15 protein-coding genes are annotated in these 18,914 nt (G+C 62.3%); 9 read left to right on the forward strand and 6 right to left on the reverse strand.

Annotation, left to right across the window (positions count from 1 at the left end):
* Nucleotides 1-13 precede the first annotated feature (13 nt).
* The 7 genes from urtE to ureC all read left to right on the forward strand — a co-directional run bounded on the left by urtE (nucleotide 14) and on the right by ureC (nucleotide 5,150).
* Entirely contained in the window at nucleotides 14-712 is a 699-nt protein-coding gene (gene urtE, locus AC1Q9F_RS13205; protein ID WP_007950600.1) for an urea ABC transporter ATP-binding subunit UrtE, read from the forward strand.
* A gap of 43 nt (nucleotides 713-755) precedes the next feature.
* Entirely contained in the window at nucleotides 756-1,595 is an 840-nt protein-coding gene (locus tag AC1Q9F_RS13210) for an urease accessory protein UreD (protein ID WP_492620142.1), read from the forward strand.
* 33 nt (nucleotides 1,596-1,628) lie between these two features.
* A complete protein-coding gene (gene ureA, locus AC1Q9F_RS13215; protein ID WP_039766748.1) occupies nucleotides 1,629-1,931 on the forward strand; it encodes an urease subunit gamma in 303 nt (100 codons plus the stop codon).
* A 9-nt stretch (nucleotides 1,932-1,940) separates the two neighbouring features.
* Nucleotides 1,941-2,474: a GNAT family N-acetyltransferase gene (locus AC1Q9F_RS13220; protein WP_492620141.1), complete on the forward strand. Its 534-nt coding sequence runs from the start codon at nucleotides 1,941-1,943 to the stop codon at nucleotides 2,472-2,474.
* A gap of 5 nt (nucleotides 2,475-2,479) precedes the next feature.
* On the forward strand, nucleotides 2,480-3,013 hold the full coding sequence (locus tag AC1Q9F_RS13225; protein WP_262159149.1) for a GNAT family N-acetyltransferase: 534 nt from the start codon (nucleotides 2,480-2,482) through the stop codon (nucleotides 3,011-3,013).
* The gene (locus AC1Q9F_RS13230; RefSeq protein ID WP_127796780.1) at nucleotides 3,013-3,321 is read left to right on the forward strand and encodes an urease subunit beta; all 309 of its coding nucleotides are present in this window, start codon (nucleotides 3,013-3,015) and stop codon (nucleotides 3,319-3,321) included. Before AC1Q9F_RS13225 ends, AC1Q9F_RS13230 begins: the two co-directional genes overlap by 1 nt.
* Nucleotides 3,322-3,449: 128 nt before the next feature.
* Entirely contained in the window at nucleotides 3,450-5,150 is a 1,701-nt protein-coding gene (gene ureC, locus AC1Q9F_RS13235; RefSeq protein ID WP_492620140.1) for an urease subunit alpha, read from the forward strand.
* Between the two features lie 49 nt (nucleotides 5,151-5,199).
* Here ureC and AC1Q9F_RS13240 read toward each other — a convergent pair whose 3' ends face one another.
* The gene (locus AC1Q9F_RS13240) at nucleotides 5,200-12,252 is read right to left on the reverse strand and encodes an NEL-type E3 ubiquitin ligase domain-containing protein (protein ID WP_492620139.1); all 7,053 of its coding nucleotides are present in this window, start codon (nucleotides 12,250-12,252) and stop codon (nucleotides 5,200-5,202) included.
* A 178-nt stretch (nucleotides 12,253-12,430) separates the two neighbouring features.
* Here AC1Q9F_RS13240 and AC1Q9F_RS13245 point away from each other — a divergent pair, with 178 nt between their 5' ends.
* Nucleotides 12,431-13,558 (forward strand): sensor histidine kinase, encoded by a 1,128-nt coding sequence (locus tag AC1Q9F_RS13245; RefSeq protein ID WP_492620138.1) that lies wholly within the window; start codon nucleotides 12,431-12,433, stop codon nucleotides 13,556-13,558.
* 4 nt (nucleotides 13,559-13,562) lie between these two features.
* Here the strand turns inward: AC1Q9F_RS13245 and AC1Q9F_RS13250 are convergent, their stop codons facing one another.
* The gene (locus tag AC1Q9F_RS13250; RefSeq protein WP_007950609.1) at nucleotides 13,563-13,868 is read right to left on the reverse strand and encodes a chaperone modulator CbpM; all 306 of its coding nucleotides are present in this window, start codon (nucleotides 13,866-13,868) and stop codon (nucleotides 13,563-13,565) included.
* Nucleotides 13,869-13,891: 23 nt separating this feature from the next.
* Nucleotides 13,892-14,842 (reverse strand): DnaJ C-terminal domain-containing protein, encoded by a 951-nt coding sequence (locus AC1Q9F_RS13255; RefSeq protein WP_007950610.1) that lies wholly within the window; start codon nucleotides 14,840-14,842, stop codon nucleotides 13,892-13,894.
* Nucleotides 14,843-15,135: 293 nt separating this feature from the next.
* On the opposite strand from AC1Q9F_RS13255, the gene AC1Q9F_RS13260 reads away from it, so the two are divergent.
* Entirely contained in the window at nucleotides 15,136-16,410 is a 1,275-nt protein-coding gene (locus AC1Q9F_RS13260; RefSeq protein WP_492620137.1) for an Hsp70 family protein, read from the forward strand.
* Nucleotides 16,411-16,540: 130 nt separating this feature from the next.
* On the opposite strand, the gene AC1Q9F_RS13265 is transcribed toward AC1Q9F_RS13260, so the two are convergent.
* The 3 genes from AC1Q9F_RS13265 to AC1Q9F_RS13275 all read right to left on the reverse strand — a co-directional run bounded on the left by AC1Q9F_RS13265 (nucleotide 16,541) and on the right by AC1Q9F_RS13275 (nucleotide 18,816).
* A complete protein-coding gene (locus AC1Q9F_RS13265) occupies nucleotides 16,541-17,554 on the reverse strand; it encodes an AI-2E family transporter (RefSeq protein ID WP_007950612.1) in 1,014 nt (337 codons plus the stop codon).
* 98 nt (nucleotides 17,555-17,652) lie between these two features.
* Entirely contained in the window at nucleotides 17,653-17,958 is a 306-nt protein-coding gene (locus tag AC1Q9F_RS13270; RefSeq protein ID WP_064379136.1) for a PsiF family protein, read from the reverse strand.
* A gap of 63 nt (nucleotides 17,959-18,021) precedes the next feature.
* Complete coding sequence (locus AC1Q9F_RS13275; protein WP_045121624.1) at nucleotides 18,022-18,816, reverse strand: AraC family transcriptional regulator; 795 nt, start codon at nucleotides 18,814-18,816, stop codon at nucleotides 18,022-18,024.
* Nucleotides 18,817-18,914: the final 98 nt, after the last annotated feature.

Below are 18,914 nucleotides of genomic sequence, written 5' to 3' on the forward strand. Positions count from 1 at the left end.
AGAGGAATTGAACATGCTGCAAGTCGACAAGCTGCACCAGTACTACGGCGGTAGCCACATCCTGCGCGGTCTGAGCTTTGACGTGAAGGTCGGCGAAGTGACCTGCCTGCTCGGGCGTAACGGCGTGGGCAAGACCACGTTGCTCAAATGCCTGATGGGCCTGTTGCCGGCCAAGGAAGGCGCGGTGAACTGGGAAGGCAAACCGATCACCACGTTCAAGCCGCATCAACGGGTGCACGCAGGGATCGCCTACGTGCCGCAGGGCCGGGAGATTTTCGGCCGGCTGACCGTGGAAGAAAACCTGCTGATGGGTCTGTCGCGATTCCCCGGCAGCGAAGCCAAGGAAGTTCCCGCGTTCATCTACGAGCTGTTCCCGGTGCTGCTGCAAATGAAGCAACGACGCGGCGGCGATCTGTCCGGCGGTCAGCAACAGCAACTCGCGATTGGCCGCGCACTGGCCAGCCGCCCGCGGCTGCTGATCCTCGACGAGCCCACCGAAGGCATCCAGCCGTCGGTGATCAAGGAAATCGGAGCAGTGATCAAGAAGCTCGCGGCCCGTGGCGACATGGCGATTCTGCTGGTGGAGCAGTTCTACGATTTCGCCGCCGAACTGGCCGATCAGTACCTGGTGATGTCCCGGGGCGAGATCGTGCAGCAGGGCCGGGGCGAAAATATGGAAGCCGAAGGTGTACGCGGGCTGGTGACTATTTGAGGTTACGGTCTAATCTGTAGCGTCCTAACGATAATCAGAAAACATGAACTTACCTTTAGCGACTGCCCTGTTTATCCCGAGTTGGCATGCCGAGCTCGAGCTTGCCTACGCCCGCTTCGGCGACTGCACGCGGCCGACCCGACGCCGGCACCTCGGCCCGTTGCGGGTGCAAAAGCATCTTTACGCCGAAGGGCCCGAGGTCTGCCAGCACATCATCGTCCACCCGCCGGGCGGGATCGCCGGCGGCGACCGGCTGGACATCAGCGCCCGCGTCGAACAAGGCGCCTGGGCACAGATCACCAGCCCCGGCGCGGCCAAGTGGTATCGCGCGGCGGGGCCCGCTTATCAGTCGCTGAACCTGCATGTCGCCGATGGCGCGACACTGGAATGGCTACCTCAGGAGACCATCGTCTACAGCGCCGCCCTGGCTGAACTCACGACCTCGATTGAGCTTGAGGGCGATGCGCGACTGTTCTACTGGGACGTGGTGGCGTTAGGTCGTCCGGCCAGTGGCGAGCGCTTCGACCTTGGGCATTTCCAGGCGCATCTGGATATTCGCCGTGATGGGCGGTTGTTGTGGCATGAGCGCCAGCGCATCGTCGGCGATGACGGCTTGCTCGATTCACCGATCGGGCTGGATGGCAATCCGGTGTTTGCGACGTTGCTGGTCACCGGTGAAGTCGATGCTGAATTGCTGGAGCGCTGCCGCTCGCTGGGCCACGACGTGCGCGGGGATCTGACGCAATTGCCCGGTCTTTTGATCGCGCGCTGCCTGGCCAGTGAAGCGTTGCTGGCGCGAGCGTGGCTTATTGAATTGTGGCGATTGCTCAGGCCTGTGTTGCTCGGCCGCGAAGCCCTGCCCCCCCGAATCTGGAATACCTGATTTTCTTCAACTGCCGACAATGGATTTCAAACGATGGACCTGACCCCACGCGAAAAAGACAAGCTGCTGATCTTCACCGCCGGCCTCGTTGCCGAGCGGCGACTGGCCCGTGGCGTGAAGCTCAATTACCCGGAAGCCATGGCCTATATCTCGGCGGCGCTGCTCGAAGGCGCCCGTGACGGCCAGACCGTGGCCGAGCTGATGCACTACGGCACCACCCTGCTGACCCGCGATCAGGTGATGGAAGGCATCCCGGAAATGATCCCGGAGATCCAGGTCGAAGCGACGTTCCCCGACGGCACCAAACTGGTCACCGTCCACCAACCGATCGTCTGAGGCCGCGCCATGACTTACACCATCCGCGATGCACTGCACGCCGACCTGCCGGCGATCCGCGACATCTACAACGACGCCGTGCTCAACACCACGGCGATCTGGAATGAATCCGCCGTCGACCTCGGTAACCGTCAGGCGTGGTTCAGCGCCCGTCAGGCCCAGGGTTATCCGATCCTGGTGATCGTCGACGCCGACAACACCACCCTTGGCTACGCTTCGTTCGGTGACTGGCGACCGTTCGAAGGTTTCCGCCACACAGTCGAACACTCGGTCTACGTGCGCAGCGACCAGCGCGGCAACGGGCTCGGCCCGCAACTGATGACCGCGCTGATCGAACGCGCGAAAACCTGCGGCAAGCACGTCATGGTCGCCGCCATCGAGAGCGGCAACGCCGCGTCGATTCGTCTGCACGAGCGCGCCGGTTTCATCACCACCGGGCAGATGCCGCAAGTCGGCACCAAGTTCGGCCGCTGGCTCGACCTGACCTTCATGCAACTGACCCTCAATCCTGGCGCGGAGCCGCCGCCCGCCCACAAGGAGTGACACCGATGAACCCCGCCCAACTGCGACGCGTCAATGCTGAAAGTTTTGCGCACTATCGTCAGGGCCTGATCGACCTGCTGCTCGACGCCGTGGGTTATGGCGCCAGCGTCGGCTTCATGGCCGATCTCGATGCCACACAGGCCCGCGCTTATTTCGACGATGTGCAGGACAACCTGAACAAGGGCAACGTCTTGCTGTGGGTGGTGGTCAAGGACGAACAGGTGCAGGCCAGCGTCCAGTTGAGCCTGTGCCAGAAGGCCAACGGCCTGAACCGCGCCGAGGTGCAGAAACTGCTGGTGCGCGAACACGCCCGGCGGCGCGGCCTCGGCCAGCAGTTGATGGAAGCGCTTGAGCTGGCGGCCCGCCAATACAAGCGCGGCATGCTTTACCTCGACACCGAGGCCGGCTCCCCCGCCGAAGATTTCTACAAGGCCCTGGGTTACACCCGCGCCGGGGAAATCCCCGACTACGCCTGCGACCCGAACGGCACCTATCGCCCGACGGCCCTCTATTACAAAGTCCTGCAAGGAGCGAACTGATGATTCCCGGCGAATACCGGATCCAGCCCGGCGACATCGAACTCAACGTCGGTCGTCGCACTGTCAGCCTGAAAGTGGCGAACAGCGGCGACCGGCCGATCCAGGTCGGCTCGCACTACCACTTTTTCGAAACCAACGACGCCCTGACCTTCGACCGCGCCGCCAGCCGTGGCATGCGCCTGAACATTCCGGCGGGCACGGCCGTGCGCTTCGAACCGGGCCAGAGCCGCGAGGTGGAACTGGTGGATTACGCCGGGCACCGGCGGGTGTTCGGGTTTGCCGGGCGGGTCATGGGTGACCTCGACTGACTGATCGTTCCCACGCTCTGCGTGGGAATGCATCCCGTGACGCTCCGCGTCACATAACGGCGGACGCAGAGCGTCCATGGCGGCATTCCCACGCAGAGCGTGGGAACGATCAATACCAAGGCGAACGAATGAAGATTTCCAGACAAGCCTACGCCGACATGTTCGGCCCCACCGTCGGCGACAAGGTACGCCTGGCCGACACCGAGCTGTGGATCGAGGTCGAACAGGACTTCACCACCTACGGCGAAGAAGTGAAATTCGGCGGCGGCAAAGTGATCCGTGACGGCCAGGGCCAGAGCCAGTTGCTGGCGGCCGAAGTGGTCGACACCGTCATCACCAACGCGTTGATCATCGATCACTGGGGCATCGTCAAAGCCGACGTCGGCCTCAAGGACGGACGCATCGCCGCGATCGGCAAGGCCGGAAACCCGGACGTGCAGCCCGGCGTGACCATCGCCATCGGCGCCAGCAGCGAAGTGATCGCCGGCGAAGGCATGATCCTCACCGCCGGCGGCATCGATACCCACATCCACTTCATTTGCCCGCAGCAGATCGAAGAGGCGCTGATGAGCGGCGTCACCACCATGATCGGCGGCGGCACCGGCCCGGCCACAGGCACCAACGCCACCACCTGCACTTCGGGGCCGTGGCACCTGGCGCGGATGCTCCAGGCGGCGGATGCGTTCCCGATGAACATCGGCCTCACCGGCAAGGGCAACGCCAGCCTGCCGGAGCCGCTGATCGAACAGGTCAAGGCCGGCGCCATCGGCCTCAAGCTGCACGAAGACTGGGGCACCACCCCGGCGAGCATCGACAACTGCCTGAGCGTCGCCGACCAGTACGACGTGCAGGTGGCAATTCACACCGACACCCTCAACGAGTCCGGCTTCGTCGAAACCACCCTCGGCGCGTTCAAGGGCCGGACCATCCACACCTATCACACCGAAGGTGCAGGTGGCGGCCATGCGCCGGACATCATCAAGGCCTGCGGTTTCGCCAACGTGCTGCCAAGCTCGACCAACCCGACCCGGCCGTTCACCCGCAATACCATCGACGAACACCTCGACATGTTGATGGTCTGCCACCACCTCGACCCGAGCATCGCCGAAGACGTGGCGTTCGCCGAAAGCCGCATCCGCCGCGAAACGATTGCCGCCGAAGACATCCTCCACGACCTCGGCGCGTTCTCGATGATCAGCTCCGACAGCCAGGCCATGGGCCGCGTCGGCGAAGTCATCACGCGCACCTGGCAGACCGCCGACAAGATGAAAAAGCAGCGAGGCCCGTTACCCCTGGACGGCGAAGGCAACGACAACTTCCGCGCCAAACGCTACATCGCCAAGTACACGATCAACCCGGCGATCACCCATGGCATCAGCCATGAAGTGGGTTCGGTGGAAGTCGGTAAATGGGCCGACTTGGTGCTGTGGCGCCCGGCGTTCTTCGGCGTGAAACCGACGCTGATCCTCAAGGGCGGCGCCATCGCCGCGAGTCTGATGGGCGACGCCAACGCGTCGATCCCGACACCGCAACCGGTGCACTACCGCCCGATGTTCGCCAGTTACGGCGGCTCGCTGCATGCCACCAGCCTGACCTTCATCAGTCAGGCGGCGCAGGCGTCGGGACTGCCCGAAGCGTTGGGTCTGAAGAAGAAAATCGCGGTGGTCAAAGGCTGCCGCGACGTGCAGAAAACCGACCTGATCCACAATGATTACCTGCCGAACATCGACGTCGACCCGCAGACCTATCAGGTCAAGGCCGACGGCGTATTGCTCTGGTGTGAACCGGCCGAAACCCTGCCGATGGCGCAGCGTTACTTTCTGTTCTGAGTCAGTGCCCCGGTCGTCGAGGCTTCCGACGACCGGGACTGCCGACACTTCAGCGGGTTGAGGTGTCCATCAGATAACCTGAAGTGCCAGGCTGCTCATCGTCGAGCCCGACCGTCACCGGCTCGCCGGTTTCCAGGTGCGACAGGGCAATCAGTTGCTGATTGCGCTCGATACCACGCTCGATCTCGAGCGCCTGTACCGCCTCCTGGTACGCCGTGCTGGTCACGTCCTCATATTCGTCCTCAAGTCGTTGCAGCTTTTCATCCGCGCTGCGCTTGAGTGCGCCGAGTTCATCCGGGTACTTCTCGGTCAGGTACTGCACCCAGTAATCGCGGCTGATCAGTTCTTCATAGAACCGCTCGCCTTTTTCCGCCTTCACGACGGCGTCACGCGCGGTCGCCAGCTCCTCGCCCCTGATCGGCCGGGCAAATCGCATGTGGCTGGGTTGCCCCGGCAGTTGCAGACCGTCCTCCCAGCCTGAAGTCAGACCGATCCGGTATTGCAGTCGCACTTCCGCCGGATCGGCGTGACGGCCCATGCTGCGAGCGGCCAGTTTTTCCACCTCGCCCAGGCGGAACAGCTGCCGCGACAAGTCGAGCAAGGCGCGCCCCTTCGCCGCGAGGCCGGGCTGCAAATGTCGCAAGGCGTTGTACTCGAACACCTTGACCTCAATTTCACTGAGCGCCAGGGTGCGGCCATCGACGCATGTCGTGTGCGTGGTCGCCATGGAAAACAGCGTGTCGCGCAGCTCCTGACTGCCATCAGCCGCCTCGACAACTTCCCACACGCGCCGGGTCAGGTCGGCGCGAAACACCCGGAACTCTTCGGTGTCCGGCATCCGTGAGAGCAGATGGAAGAACGCCCCGTTGTCAGACTCGGCGGCCAACCGCTGCCACATGGCCCGATAACGTGCGGCGTCCTCTTGCGGGATGTTTTCGATCCAGGGCGCGGCTTGTTGTTCGAGGACGCTTTCAGCGAGCGTCGGAACCACTTCATCCGGTTCTGCATCACTCTCTGTACCCGCGCCTTCGTCATCGCTTTCGGTCGTACTCTCCATGTCATCGATCATCCGGTCGATATCGGCATACGTCAGGCCCAACACATCGCGACGCCCATGGGCATCGGCATACTCACGCAGGCGCATCAGACTTTGCTGCGATATCTCGTAGTTCTCCGACAGATTGCTGCCGGCAAGCAACAACGCATGGTCGCGGTCGTACAACTCGACGGGAATCGACGAGATTTCGTTGTTGCTTAGATCGATCACTCGCAGACGGGGCGCTTGCAGAACGCCTTCCGGCCATGCCGTGAGCAGGTTGTCACGCAGGTCCAGCCGTTCCAGTCGCCCGAGACGAGTGACGCTGAATGTGCGCAGGCCGTTATGGCTCAGGTCCAGCCACTGCAACTGCTGCAGCCCCTCAAGCGCTTGATCCAGCGCTGCGGAATCGGCGAGGCCGGTGAGTGACAGTTCCAGTCGTTCCAACTGACGCATTTGCCCGACAGGCTCAGGGATTGCCGGCAAATGGTTGCCGCTGAGGTTGAGCCTTCGCACCTGCGTGAATGCCTTGATGAAAGCACTGGAGCCATCGGTGGAAAGCTTGACCCCCGCCAGATTCAGGGTGCTCACCGCAGGAAACGCTTCAGTCAGCTCGGGCAGATTGCCGACTTGCAGACCGTCGAGGTTCAGCTCTCGATCAGTCACGCCATTCCAGTCAATCGTACCTTCACGCCAGCATTCGATGATCCGCTGTGCGGCGAGCTGACGAGTGCGCGATGACACGACCCAATCCATGCCCCGGGTTTCATGGGTGAACAGCCAATCGTTCAGACGCCGCGTGAGCGACTCGAATGTCTGTTCCCATGCGTCGATTCGCGCACCGATCTGCACCTCGGTCAGCCCGGTGCCCCGCATCCTTGCAATTGCCCGCTGCGCCTGCGCGCCGTCGTACTTCGGACGCAAACGCCGGACGCGAGCAGCCCACCCGGCCGCCCCCTCGCCGATTGCCGTGAGCGGCGGCAGCGGCAGCAACCGCCGGGCGATCACCGAGCCGCTTTCTGCAGGCGGCGTGCGATGGCGCGGTTCTTCCAGGGCAAAACGCTGAAGCGATCCCGGCATCAGACCTCTGGCCTCTTCGATGCGCTGCCGTGCGGTGGCCAGTGACACTTTGGCCCGCTCGGTCAGCGGCGTGCCGACCAGGCTGGTATCGAGCAACAACGCGTCACGCGTCAGCAACGCATCCGGCAGCGAGGTCAACTGGCTGTTGCTGAGATCCAGCCAGGTCAGCTCCGGCAGATACTCCGCCCCGACCGGCCATTCGCGCAGTGCCGTCGCGCTAAGATCCAGTGCCTTCAGGCGATTCATCCCGCGCACATCGATGCTGTTCAGCGGGTTGTCATGCAGGTTCAGGGTTTCGAGTGCCGGCAGATCGCTTGAGTCCAGCGGCAGTTCGGTCAAGCCGCAATGGCTCAGGTCGAGGTTATCGACCCCGCGAAACGTGCGGATGAAACCGCGCAACTGTTCGACCGGGGCCTGCAACCCGACCAGATTCAGACTTCTGACATGAGTGAAGCCCTCAGCCGACAGGGTCGGCAGACTGTCCACCGGCGAGCCGAGAATATCCAGCACCGAGGCATCATTGGGCAGGCTGACATACAAGTTGTAAAACAGGCTCTCGGTGCGCGCGCCATAGCGCTGGAACAACCCGCTGCGCCAACTGGTCTTCAGCGCCTCGGCCACTGCCGAACGTACAGCGCCACCGTTGAAAGCCGTCGGCTCGGAACCCACCCACTGCTCAAGCCGGTTGAGTTCGCTGAACTGCTCACTCAGGGTTTCGATCGCAGCGAAGCGGCTGCCGATGTCTGGCCATTGAGCCTTGAATCCCGTACTCAGGACATCGAACAGACTCGGTTCCATGCCGACAAAACGCTTGAGTTCACCGCGGCAGTAATCCGCGACCATCTCGTCCAGATCGATCAAATGCCGAGGCTGGCTGCGGACGAATTCGTAGATCGGTTTGAACACCTGACGCGGGAACTTCGACCAATCCAGCGACAGGCCGGACAACAGCCTTTGATGACCCTCATAGATTTCCATCGGCAGGGTGTTGATCGCGGTCGATCGCAGGTTCAGACGCTCCAGTCGTGGCAAGTCCAGAACACCGCGCGGCCATTGATGCATTTGCGGACTGCCGACTTCGAACCTGCGCAATTGGCGCATGCCGCCGACGTCGAGCGTCATGGGCACCACCGGGTTCATGCCTCCAGAGGAACAGTGCAGCTCCAGCTCTTCGAGCCGGGTCAGCTCCCGAAGCCGTGTCGCCACTTGCCCGGTAATCGGTGTGGAGAGCCTCAGGCGGGTCATGTGTCGCAGCGTCCTCAACGTCGCGAGCACTTTGTCGAACTCCGCCACACTCGCGGTCAGTGCCAGTTTCTCGACATTGGGAAATGCCGCAAGCGTGTCGCCCACCACCGGAACGCGCAACGTCAGCTCGCGAACATGGGAGAAGTCCGCAACCAATGACGGCAGCGGCGCGTCACTGACCAACGTCAGGCGGACCGCTTGCGGATCGTGCTCGGCCAACGGTGCGTTGCGCCAACAGTCCTTGATGTTTTGCACCACACCACCGAGTTCCTCACGGGCAGTGCGCAGACGCAGATTCTGCGACATCAGCCATTGATCGAGTGTTGTTTCCAGCTCCCGCCACTCGCTCAACCGGTTGTTGAGCAGATGAAAGATCTGTTGGTCGGTCTTGCCCAGCCGCCATTGCTCGAGAATGAAGCCGCGGGCCTGAACATCGGTCAGACCCGGGTAGACGCTCTGGACATGGCCGGTCAACGCCGGGTTCGGCCCAGGCCCGTCGCCACTGGCGGGATAACCGAGCAACCTGGGGGTTACACGCTGCGGTGGCTTGAACCATGGTTTTTCTGCGGCGCCTGCACCCAGAAGCAGGGCCGACTGACCGCGCTCGGCAAGCGCTCGTTCGGCGATCGCACCCTGCAGCTCGACGCTCTGTCCGACATGCGGCAGCCCCAGCGCCTGCCGTGCCGGATCGGGCAAGGCATGCATCAACGAGGCGAAAAAGTTGTCGCCCTTGACCGGCATACTGTTGAGCGGTTCGCCACGCTCATTGGCGGCCTGAAAAGCGTCCCCGTACTTGACCAGATACTTGTGTGCAGAGGCCGATTCGCTGCCGATGGCGTCCAGCATCGGGCCGCTGATACTGCCCTCGCGGATTTCCAGGCGCACGTCATTGGACCAGCCCGGCAGCCGACCCAATGTCTGCAACGCGAGATGACGACTGTCGGGCGAGGCCATGTTTTCACTGCGCAACCCGGCCAGCGCCCGGGTCAGGCGTCCCTGCTGGCGATACCAGCGACCGAGTTCCTGCAAATGCGACGGGACCTTCGCGGCGCTGTCCAGTCGTGCCAGCTCTTCGGCATCGGCATGCCCCAATGCAGCCGTTGCCTCCCGCCCGGTCAACCCGGGGACGACTCGTTGCAGCTTCGCCGCCCGAGGGTCGACTGGATCGTTTGCCTTGAGAAGACTGTCGAACAATGCGGGCTGGTGCGCGCTGGCGTAGTCGGCAATCTGTCCGGAGAATTCCTGCGCCCTCGATGCGCGAACCCGTGCAGGCTCGCCACCCAGCAGACGCACCGTCTCTGCCTCATCAAGTACCGCGAGTATCCGGGTCGGCAGCTCACCGTTCAGCATCTCGGCCCGGCTGATCCGGATCGGCACCTTGCCGCCGCGTTTCGTCCCGTAACCGATTGCCCGCCCCGAGAAATCCGGGCTGTCGAAGATCTGCAGCCTGCGCCCGAACGGCCAGCGCGGCATGTCGGGAAGCAGCGGCAACAGATGCATGAATCGACTGTCGACTGCCTGAGTGCCGGCTGCCTGTTCGACGATCGATCCGGCATCGCGCTCGGCGTTGAACAGTTGCATGACATCCGCCAGTTCCGGCGGCGGCAAGGCGTTGTCCAGGTGCATCTTGCGCAAGACGTTGTCGCTGACATCGGCGACATCGGCCATCGTCAATAATTGCTCGTCAGAAAACGGGTCAGTGCTGTGGCCGATACGCCGCAACAGCGTCAATCGGTCCCAGTCCTGCGGGCGTTCCAGGGTATGCCGCCATGCGCCGGCAGCGTTGTGCGTCAGGGGCGGCTGATAGGCCTGCGAATCGCTCGGATGCTGGATGCGCCAGGCTTTGAGCGACTCGTCGTAAGTCTGCTGATACGTCTTGCCGTCGAGGCGGATGCAGGTTTTTTCTCCCGACTCGTACTGCCCCAGCGCATTCGGCGCAGCATTCTCTTCCAGTGTGACCGGACTCTCGTAGCCACTCAGATCAGGCTTCCACAAGCGGGTCGCGCCGTCGGGGATTTCCACCTGGTGCAGGTTCTCGATGACCGGTGTCGATCGGGCGGCGGTCAGCCGGGCGAGCCCTTTGCCGGCACCCGCCATCAAGGCAATCAACGCCAGGTTCTGCGCGACATCGATCAGATGCGCCTTGGCGGCCTTGCGATCACCCTCGCTCCACTCGATGGCGCCTTCAAGGGTTTCTTCGAGCAGTTGCCCGGCCATCACCACCATCATCACTTCACCCAAAACCGGCACGAACATCGAGACGCCCATCAGCACCAGCATGCCGATGTTCAACAATGTTGCGAGCTTCTCCGAGCGCACTTTGGCGTCGACATCCGCCGTGGGCACCGCGTGGCTGCGAGCATCGGCGATCAGCCGATCACGATGCTGCTCGAACTGGTAACCCCACAGATCGATGTTGTCCGACCAGATCCCGCCGCCCTTGCGCGACAGGTCAACCGGGTTCAAATACGGATCCGCGTTCGGCACCTGCTCGACCGGCGGCGCAGGCGGCAACTCGTGAATACCGGTCAGCGCGGCGTTGAGTGGATTGGCCGCCTTGTAAAACTCATTGAGCAGCGGTTCATAGGGCGCCAGCCTTTGGGTGAGCGTACGGTTCGGCGTGTCGTCGGTGAACTGGCCGAAGTAGCGCGGTCGGTCGGCATACGCGACAAACTGGCTGAAAAACCGCTGGTAGCTATTGGGGTCTGCAGGATGAGCCTGAGTCGCATCGGGTGCTGTGAACCGCTGCTTGAACATCGTTGCGATTTCCCGCCCCTTGTAGCGTTTGAGCGGGTGGTAGGGATCACCCGGGATGTACAGCATCGCGTCGTCGCTGTAGCGATACTTCTCGCAGATCGTGAACATCACGCAGCCGGTCATGCGACGGCCCATCAGGCCCAAATCGCGGAACCAGATCTGCCGCCGGCCCTGACGCGGTGCCAGCTCACCGTTGAGGATCGAACGAATCGAGGCGAAGTCCTCACGGCCGATATCACCCTTGACCAAGGCCAGCTCCGCAGCCGCACGCAATGCGGTTTTATGGGCGTCGATGAATTTATCGCGCAGCACGTGCTCGGCCACCCCGTCCCTGGGGCGCAGGAAATCCTTGAGGTAGGCCTGGTATTTCGCCCCGATGTCCAGCGAACGACACAGGCCGGTGAATTGCTCGACGGTCAGGTGCGTGTTCAACGGTGCAAGCGTGCCGGGTTTCGAGGTTTCAGTGCGAAATCCCGAAGTTTCATGAAAGGCCCCGTCTTCACATTCGCGGGCTTCAAAGTTGTGCAGCGCCGCTTGCAGCAAGGGCAGCTTCAGGACTTCAAAGAAATCGATGTCGATGGCAAAAATCCCCATCTCCACCGGTTTGTTCAGCACCAGCCAGGTCTTGCTGACGTCCAGCGTCACGTTGAAGCGGTCCTTGAGGGCCTTGGTCAGCAACGGCGCGGCGAAGCTGTCGATGTCCTGAAAGGTCGACATGGCCTTGTCCAGACGGGTCTGGGCGGCGAGGCTGGCGGTCACGGCATCGCCCACGGCTTTGCGTTGTTCGCGCGATGCGCGCCTGTACCAATCCGGTGTGGCGGCATTGGCATTTTTCAACCCGTCCCGCTGCTGAACCGGTGCGGTGACCAGCCAGTCCGGGCTGGCCTTCTGCAGGAAATCAGCGTGCAGACTTTGCGTTGCGCGCGGAACAGGCGGGAGGGGAACGTTATCGGGTGAAGATCGGGTGACAGGGATTTCGGGCATGGTTTCACTCCTTGAAATGGAGCGAAAGCAGACCATTACGCGCCCCGGCGGCGGCGGTATATAGGTATCGCCCAGCGGCGTCTTGTCAGCGGAAATTTCAGGCCCGAGCGGCGCTTTCATTCCCGCGCAAAGGGGCTAATATTCGAACGCCCCGCCTTGAATTTCCAGGAACCCGGACATGCGTTTATCCGAATTCATCCGGCAACACGCGGATCACATCGTCGAGGAGTGGGAACAGTTCGCCAGGACCATCACCCCGGCGGCCGACACCATGGATCGGGTAGCGCTGCGCGATCATGCCCGGGCGATTCTGCTGGCCGCCGCGCGCGACATGGACACCGCACAGACCGCCCGCGAGCAAATCGCCAAAGCCAAGGGCGAAGGCCCGGAGAAAACCCCAAGCCTGGACGAGGCCGGTGCCAGCCATGGCGAGTTGCGGCATACCGTCGGGTTTGATCTGGTGCAGATGACTTCGGAATTCCGCCACCTGCGTGCCTGCGTGATTCGCCTGTGGGTCGGCAGTCTGGAGTCTCCGGACATGGCGTACTTTCAGGACATGATCCGCTTCAATGAAGCCATTGATGAAGCCCTCGCCGAATCGACGGCTGCCTACGCCGAGCAGGTCAACCGCTCGCGGGACATTTTCCTCGCCATTCTCGGCCATGACCTGCGCGCCCCGTTGCAAGCGGTCAGCATGTCCACCGAATTGCTGATGCGCAAAACAGCTCTGGAAGGTGATGCGCTGACCTGCGCGCTGAACATCAAGCACGGCGCGCGGCACATGGCGTCGATGGTCAGCGACCTGCTGGAACTGGTGCGCAGCCGCCTGGGCAGAAGCCTGCCGATCGAACCGGCACCGATGGACCTGGCCGACGCGGCGCGAGCAGCCATCGCCGAAGCCTGCGCCGGCAATCCGGAATGTGATCCGACATTGAAAACCGAGGGCGACACCCGCGGCGTCTGGGATGCCGGACGGATCGATCAATTGCTGCAAAATCTGATCGGCAATGCCTTGCAGCATGGTTCAAACCCGCGGGAAGTTCTTGTGGCGCTGCGGGGCGATTCGGGAAGCGTTCACCTGAGCGTGCAAAACTACGGCAACCCCATCCCCGAAGAGGCCATCGGCACGATTTTCGATCCATTGGTGCGCAGTGCCGACGAAGAACTCGGCCAGCCGTCGACCAGCCTCGGTCTGGGCCTGTTCATCGTCAAGGAAGTGGTGACCGCCCACGGCGGGGCGATCGAAGTCAGTTCAAGCGAAGCCGACGGAACGCTGTTCAGCGTGACGCTGCCCAGACAGGTTTGAAGCGCTACTCGACCACCAGCCGCGCCAGACGCTGACGGAGCATGCGGTTCTCGGCCCGCAGCTCCTGCACTTCTTCCAGCAGGTCCAGCGCCAGGGCGACGCCTTCCCATTCCAGGTCAAGATCGCGCCGCAGCTTCGCGGCGCGTTTGGCCAGGGCCAGTTCGTAGTCGGTGAAGCGCCATTCCCTGGGCTGCGCGCCCTGAGGTTCGAGGATGCCGTGTTCGACGATTTCGATCACGTAGACGTCCGACAGGTCGGCCGCCTCACAGAATTCTGCCATGTCCAGTTGAACGATCAGGGGGCTGCTCATGATGGGCTACTCCGTCGTCAGTATCAGAAGTTCTCTCGCGGATTGAAGGCGGCCTTCTTCGCCAGTTCCTGCCACAGCGCCTTGACGTCATCGCCGTTGGCTTTCGGCATCACGGCCTTCAGCTGGACGAACAGATAACCGCGCTCGCCGGCCTTGTTCTGCAAGCCATGGCCCTTGGCGCGCATGCGCTGGCCGTTCTGGCTGCCGGCCGGGACCTTGAGGTTGATCTTGCCGGTCAGGGTCGGCACGGCCACTTCGGCGCCCAGCGCCAGCTCCCAGGGAGCGAGCGGCAAGGTGATGATCAGGTTTTCGCCTTCAACGTCGAATTTCGGGTGCGGCGCGAAACGGATGGTCAGGTACAGATCGCCATTGGCGCCGCCACCGATGCCCGGTGCGCCCTGGCCCTTGAGGCGAATGCGCTCGCCGTCGGTCACGCCCGCCGGGATCTTCACGTTCAGGCTCTTGCTGGTGTTACTGACGTGCTGGCCCGAACCGTTGTATTGCGGCACCTGGAAGCTGATCTTTTTCGATTCGTTCGAAAGCGTCTCTTCCAGAAAGATCGGCAGTTCCAGTTCCACGTCTTGCCCTCGCCGTCCGGCGCTGCGGGATTGCCGGCCGGCGCCGCCACCGAAACCGGGGCCGCGATTGCCGAAGATCGAACTGAAGAAGTCCGAGAAGTCACCGGTGTCGCCACCGCCGCCGCCAAAACCGCCACGACTCTGCCAGCCCGGTGGGCCCTGGAACGGCTGACCGTGCTGGCCGTAACGGCGCAGGTCGTCGTATTCGGCGCGTTTGTCGGCGCTTTTCAACGCTTCATAGGCTTCCGAGGCGTCCTTGAACTTGGCCTCGGCGTCCTTTTCCTTGCTGACATCGGGGTGGTATTTGCGCGCCAGCTTGCGATAGGCAGCCTTGATTGCCTTGTCGTCAGCCGTCGGCTCCACGCCGAGTATCTTGTAATAGTCTTTGAAGTCCATCGAAGGAATCACCATCCGTTATCGATTTCGCGCCGTTGCCAGCATGCGCCGATTCGCGCAAGGCTGGTTGACCGATCTCAAGGTTGTGACCGGGTGGCGCAGCAGAAGTTTATCGGCAGTGGACGGCGGTTCTTGCGACCGCCGGTATGTCTGCCGGCCCATGCCAGCAAGTTTGGGGCAAAGCGGCGAGTTTCAAGCAAGCTTAGTCGCGAAATAGCAGATGACCGGCCTTCGAATCTGTCGCGCACTGACATACACTGCGCGGCCGTTTTTTTGACCGGAACCGAAAGACCATGAAAGACGCCTCTCCAGCCCGTGCCTGCGGCATCGACTTCGGCACGTCCAACTCCACCGTCGGCTGGCTGCGCCCCGGCGTGGAAACGATGATCGCGCTGGAAGACGACAAGATCACCCTGCCGTCGGTGGTCTTCTTCAACATCGAGGAGCGCCGCCCGGTTTACGGTCGCCTGGCGCTGCACGAATACCTGGAAGGCTACGAAGGCCGGCTGATGCGCTCGCTCAAGAGCCTGCTCGGTTCCAAGCTGATCAAGCACGACACCAGCGTCCTCGGCACCGCGATGCCGTTCAAGGACTTGCTCGGTCTGTTCATCGGTCAGCTCAAGAGCCGCGCCGAAGCCGCCGCTGGTCGTGAATTCGAGCAAGTGGTGCTGGGCCGTCCGGTGTTCTTCGTCGACGACGATCCGCTGGCCGACCAGGAAGCCGAAGACACCCTGGTGGAAGTGGCGCGCAAGCTCGGCTTCAAGGACGTGTCGTTCCAGTACGAGCCGATTGCCGCGGCCTTCGACTACGAGTCGACCATCGAAAAGGAAGAGCTGGTACTGATCGTCGACATCGGCGGTGGTACGTCGGACTTCTCGCTGGTGCGCCTGTCGCCCGAGCGTCGCGGTGTGGATAACCGTCACGATGACATTCTCGCCACCGGCGGCGTGCACATCGGCGGGACCGACTTCGACAAACAGTTGAGCCTGCAGGGCCTGATGCCGCTGTTCGGTTACGGCAGCCGCATGAAAAGCGGTGCGTTCATGCCGACCAGCCACCACATGAACCTGGCGACCTGGCACACCATCAACTCGGTGTACTCGCAGAAATCGACCCTGGCCCTGGGCAGCATGCGTTACGACATCGAAGACACCGGCGGCATCGACCGGCTGTTCAAGCTGATCGAACAGCGCGCCGGACACTGGCTGGCGATGGAAGTGGAAGAAACCAAGATCCAGCTGACCCACAACGACAGCCGCCATGTGCCGCTGGACCGCATCGAGTCGGGCCTGAGCGTGGAACTGACCCGGGCATTGTTCGAGTCGGCGATCGAGTCGCAACTCGAGCGCGTGCGCGGCAGCGTTACCCAGTTGCTGGCCGACGCCAACGTGGCGGTGGGTCAGGTCGATACGGTGTTCTTCACCGGTGGTTCGAGCGGTATTCCGGCACTGCGCAACAGCGTCTCGGCGATGCTGCCGAACGCGCGGCATGTGGAAGGGAACATCTTTGGCAGCATTGGTAGCGGTCTGGCGATTGAAGCCATGAAACGATACGGCTCAGTAGACTGATCCAGTTGATCGTTCCCACGCTCCGCGTGGGAATGCATCCCGTGACGCTCCGCGTCACAGCCTCAACAGCGGACGCAGAGCGTCCATGGCGGCATTCCCACGCAGAGCGTGGGAACGATCATTGCGGCTTTTAAACCATCCCGCCCAGCTTCAGCTCACTCTTCAGATACGCGTAATAGATCGGCCCCGCCACCACTCCCGGCAGGCCGAACGCGGCCTCGAACACCAGCATGGCCAGCAGCAACTCCCAGGACTTGGCACTGATCTGTCCACCGACGATGCGTGCGTTGAGGAAGTATTCGAGCTTGTGGATAAAGATCAGGTAACCCAGCGCCGCAATCGCCACCCAGATCGACAGCGACAGGCCGACGATGGTGATCAGCGTGTTCGACATCAGGTTGCCGATCACCGGCAGCAGACCGAGCAGGAAGGTCAGCACGATCAGGGTCTTGGTCAGCGGCAGCTTGATCCCGAACATCGGCAGGATCACCGCCAGGAAAATCCCGGTGAAGAAGGTGTTGAGCAGGGAAATCTTGATCTGCGCGAAGACGATGTTGCGAAACGCCTGAACCAGCAGGTGCAGACGGTCGAACAACGCAGCCGCCAGGGGTTTGCGCTTGGTGACATCCGGCACGCGCTGCAAGGCGATGATCGCGCCCAGCACCATGCCGATCAGCAGCGTCACGAACATGTGCGCCGCGTCCTTGCCCACCAGTTGCAGGTCGGACAGGTGTTTGCTCGCCCATTCACCGATGGCCACACGGAACTCGGCGGCACTGGCCGGCAGGTAGCTGTCGAGAAACGGCGGCAGCTGCCCACGCGCGCGGTCGACCACGCCCATGAATTTATCGAGGGAAGCCCCGGGGTTTTCCGCCTCGTGCAGCAGGAAACTGATGGCCCCGGCAAAGATCAGCGCCAGCACACTCACCACCAGCGTGCCGAGCAGCGCCACCGCCAGCCAGCGCGCACGTCGGCCTTCGATCAGCCGTTGCAGTTGCGGGGTGAGCATGTTGACCAGTTCGAACACCAGCAAGCCGGCCAGCAGACTGGGCAGCAAACGCAATGGCAACACCAGCAACAGACCGCCGAAAATGATGATGCAACTGACCCAGAACACTACATGACGCTCAGAAAACGTTGGCATACAGCCTCAAAACGAACGGCGTAAAAGGATTGGCAGTCTGCCAGCGATCCGGCGCCGAAGCGAGCGGATGCCCTGCCGCTCGCTGCGATCTGTCTATCTTATTTTTTCTTCAGACAATCACTCATAAAAGTCTTGCGCGCATCACCCGTCAGCGCCTTGGTCTTGGCATCGGCATTACAGGTTTTCATCTTTTCCTGCTGCGGGGTCAGCGCCTTGGCGTCGTTGGCCGCCGGAGCTGCCTTGAGGCAGGTGCTCATGAAGGCTTTGCGCTCGTCGCCCTTGAGGCTCTTGGCCGTGGCGTCGGCGTTGCAGGTGGTCATCTTGTTCTGTTGCGCCGTGGCGGCGAAACCCTGGGAGCACAGCAGCAGACCGATCATCAACAAAGGGACACGCAGCATCTTCATGGAGTTTTCTCCTTGGCGCCGCCTCGATGGAGGCGGCCTCCGGCTGAGTGTAGTCAAAGCTTGTTACACCTTCCTGCCTTCAAGATGGCTGCGCCGGTATTGTTCGGGTGTACATCCGGCCTGCCGGGCGAACATGGCGATGAAGGCCGAGCCGCTGCTGTAACCGAGATCGAAAGCGATTTCCTGCACGCTGCGCGCAGACTCCAGCGCCTCGATCGCCGCGAGATAACGCAGCCGCTGACGCCACTCGCCGAAACTCATCCCCAGCTCCCGCACGAATTGCCGGGCCAGGGTGCGCTCGCTGACATGCACCTGCGCCGCCCAGTGCGCCAGCGGCTCATTGTTGCCGGGCTCGGCCTGCAGGGTTTCGAGGATGGTCAGCAATCCGGGGCTGCTGGCGTAGGGCAAATAGCATTGGTGAACCGGCGCCTGGCGCAATTGATCCACCAGCACCTGGGCCAGGCGCTGGTCGGCTTCGAACGCGGGGATCTTCACATCGCGAGCGGCGAAGTCCTTGAGGATCGCCTTGAGAATGTCGCTGATCGCCAGGGTGCAGGCCTGCGCCGGCAAGTCGGAACAGACATCCGGCGCCAGGCACACCGCCCGATAGTTGACCGGCTGATGACTGTAGAAACTGTGCTCGACCTGCGGCGGCACCCACACCGCGTATTGCGGCGGCGACATGAAACGACTGCCGTCGACATCCATGTGCAACACGCCGTGGGCCGCGTATTCCAGCGTGCCCCACGGATGGCGGTGCGGCGCGGCGTATTCATGGGCGTTGAAGTCGGCATAGCGGAAATACACCGCCGACGGCAGTTCGCTGAAATCCAGCAGATCGATGTGTTTACTGTTCATGCTGTCCGGAATCAGAGGTAGGTTGTCCGGTTCGCAGTATAGGCCTGCATCCAGACAGGGGATAATCACCGTTCATCAACGTACTGGTTTCTCCTCCC

Source organism: Pseudomonas sp. GW823-FHT04A03 (genome assembly GCF_058796615.1).

Coding starts and splice junctions, on each gene's coding strand:
- AC1Q9F_RS13230 (WP_127796780.1), top strand. CDS start 3,013: ATGATTCCCGGCGAATACCGGATCCAGCCCGGCGACATCGAACTCAAC.
- AC1Q9F_RS13265 (WP_007950612.1), bottom strand. CDS start 17,554: ATGCCAACGTTTTCTGAGCGTCATGTAGTGTTCTGGGTCAGTTGCATC.
- AC1Q9F_RS13255 (WP_007950610.1), bottom strand. CDS start 14,842: ATGGACTTCAAAGACTATTACAAGATACTCGGCGTGGAGCCGACGGCT.
- AC1Q9F_RS13270 (WP_064379136.1), bottom strand. CDS start 17,958: ATGAAGATGCTGCGTGTCCCTTTGTTGATGATCGGTCTGCTGCTGTGC.
- ureC (WP_492620140.1), top strand. CDS start 3,450: ATGAAGATTTCCAGACAAGCCTACGCCGACATGTTCGGCCCCACCGTC.
- AC1Q9F_RS13225 (WP_262159149.1), top strand. CDS start 2,480: ATGAACCCCGCCCAACTGCGACGCGTCAATGCTGAAAGTTTTGCGCAC.
- AC1Q9F_RS13240 (WP_492620139.1), bottom strand. CDS start 12,252: ATGCCCGAAATCCCTGTCACCCGATCTTCACCCGATAACGTTCCCCTC.
- AC1Q9F_RS13245 (WP_492620138.1), top strand. CDS start 12,431: ATGCGTTTATCCGAATTCATCCGGCAACACGCGGATCACATCGTCGAG.
- AC1Q9F_RS13275 (WP_045121624.1), bottom strand. CDS start 18,816: ATGAACAGTAAACACATCGATCTGCTGGATTTCAGCGAACTGCCGTCG.
- AC1Q9F_RS13210 (WP_492620142.1), top strand. CDS start 756: ATGAACTTACCTTTAGCGACTGCCCTGTTTATCCCGAGTTGGCATGCC.
- AC1Q9F_RS13260 (WP_492620137.1), top strand. CDS start 15,136: ATGAAAGACGCCTCTCCAGCCCGTGCCTGCGGCATCGACTTCGGCACG.
- ureA (WP_039766748.1), top strand. CDS start 1,629: ATGGACCTGACCCCACGCGAAAAAGACAAGCTGCTGATCTTCACCGCC.
- AC1Q9F_RS13250 (WP_007950609.1), bottom strand. CDS start 13,868: ATGAGCAGCCCCCTGATCGTTCAACTGGACATGGCAGAATTCTGTGAG.
- AC1Q9F_RS13220 (WP_492620141.1), top strand. CDS start 1,941: ATGACTTACACCATCCGCGATGCACTGCACGCCGACCTGCCGGCGATC.
- urtE (WP_007950600.1), top strand. CDS start 14: ATGCTGCAAGTCGACAAGCTGCACCAGTACTACGGCGGTAGCCACATC.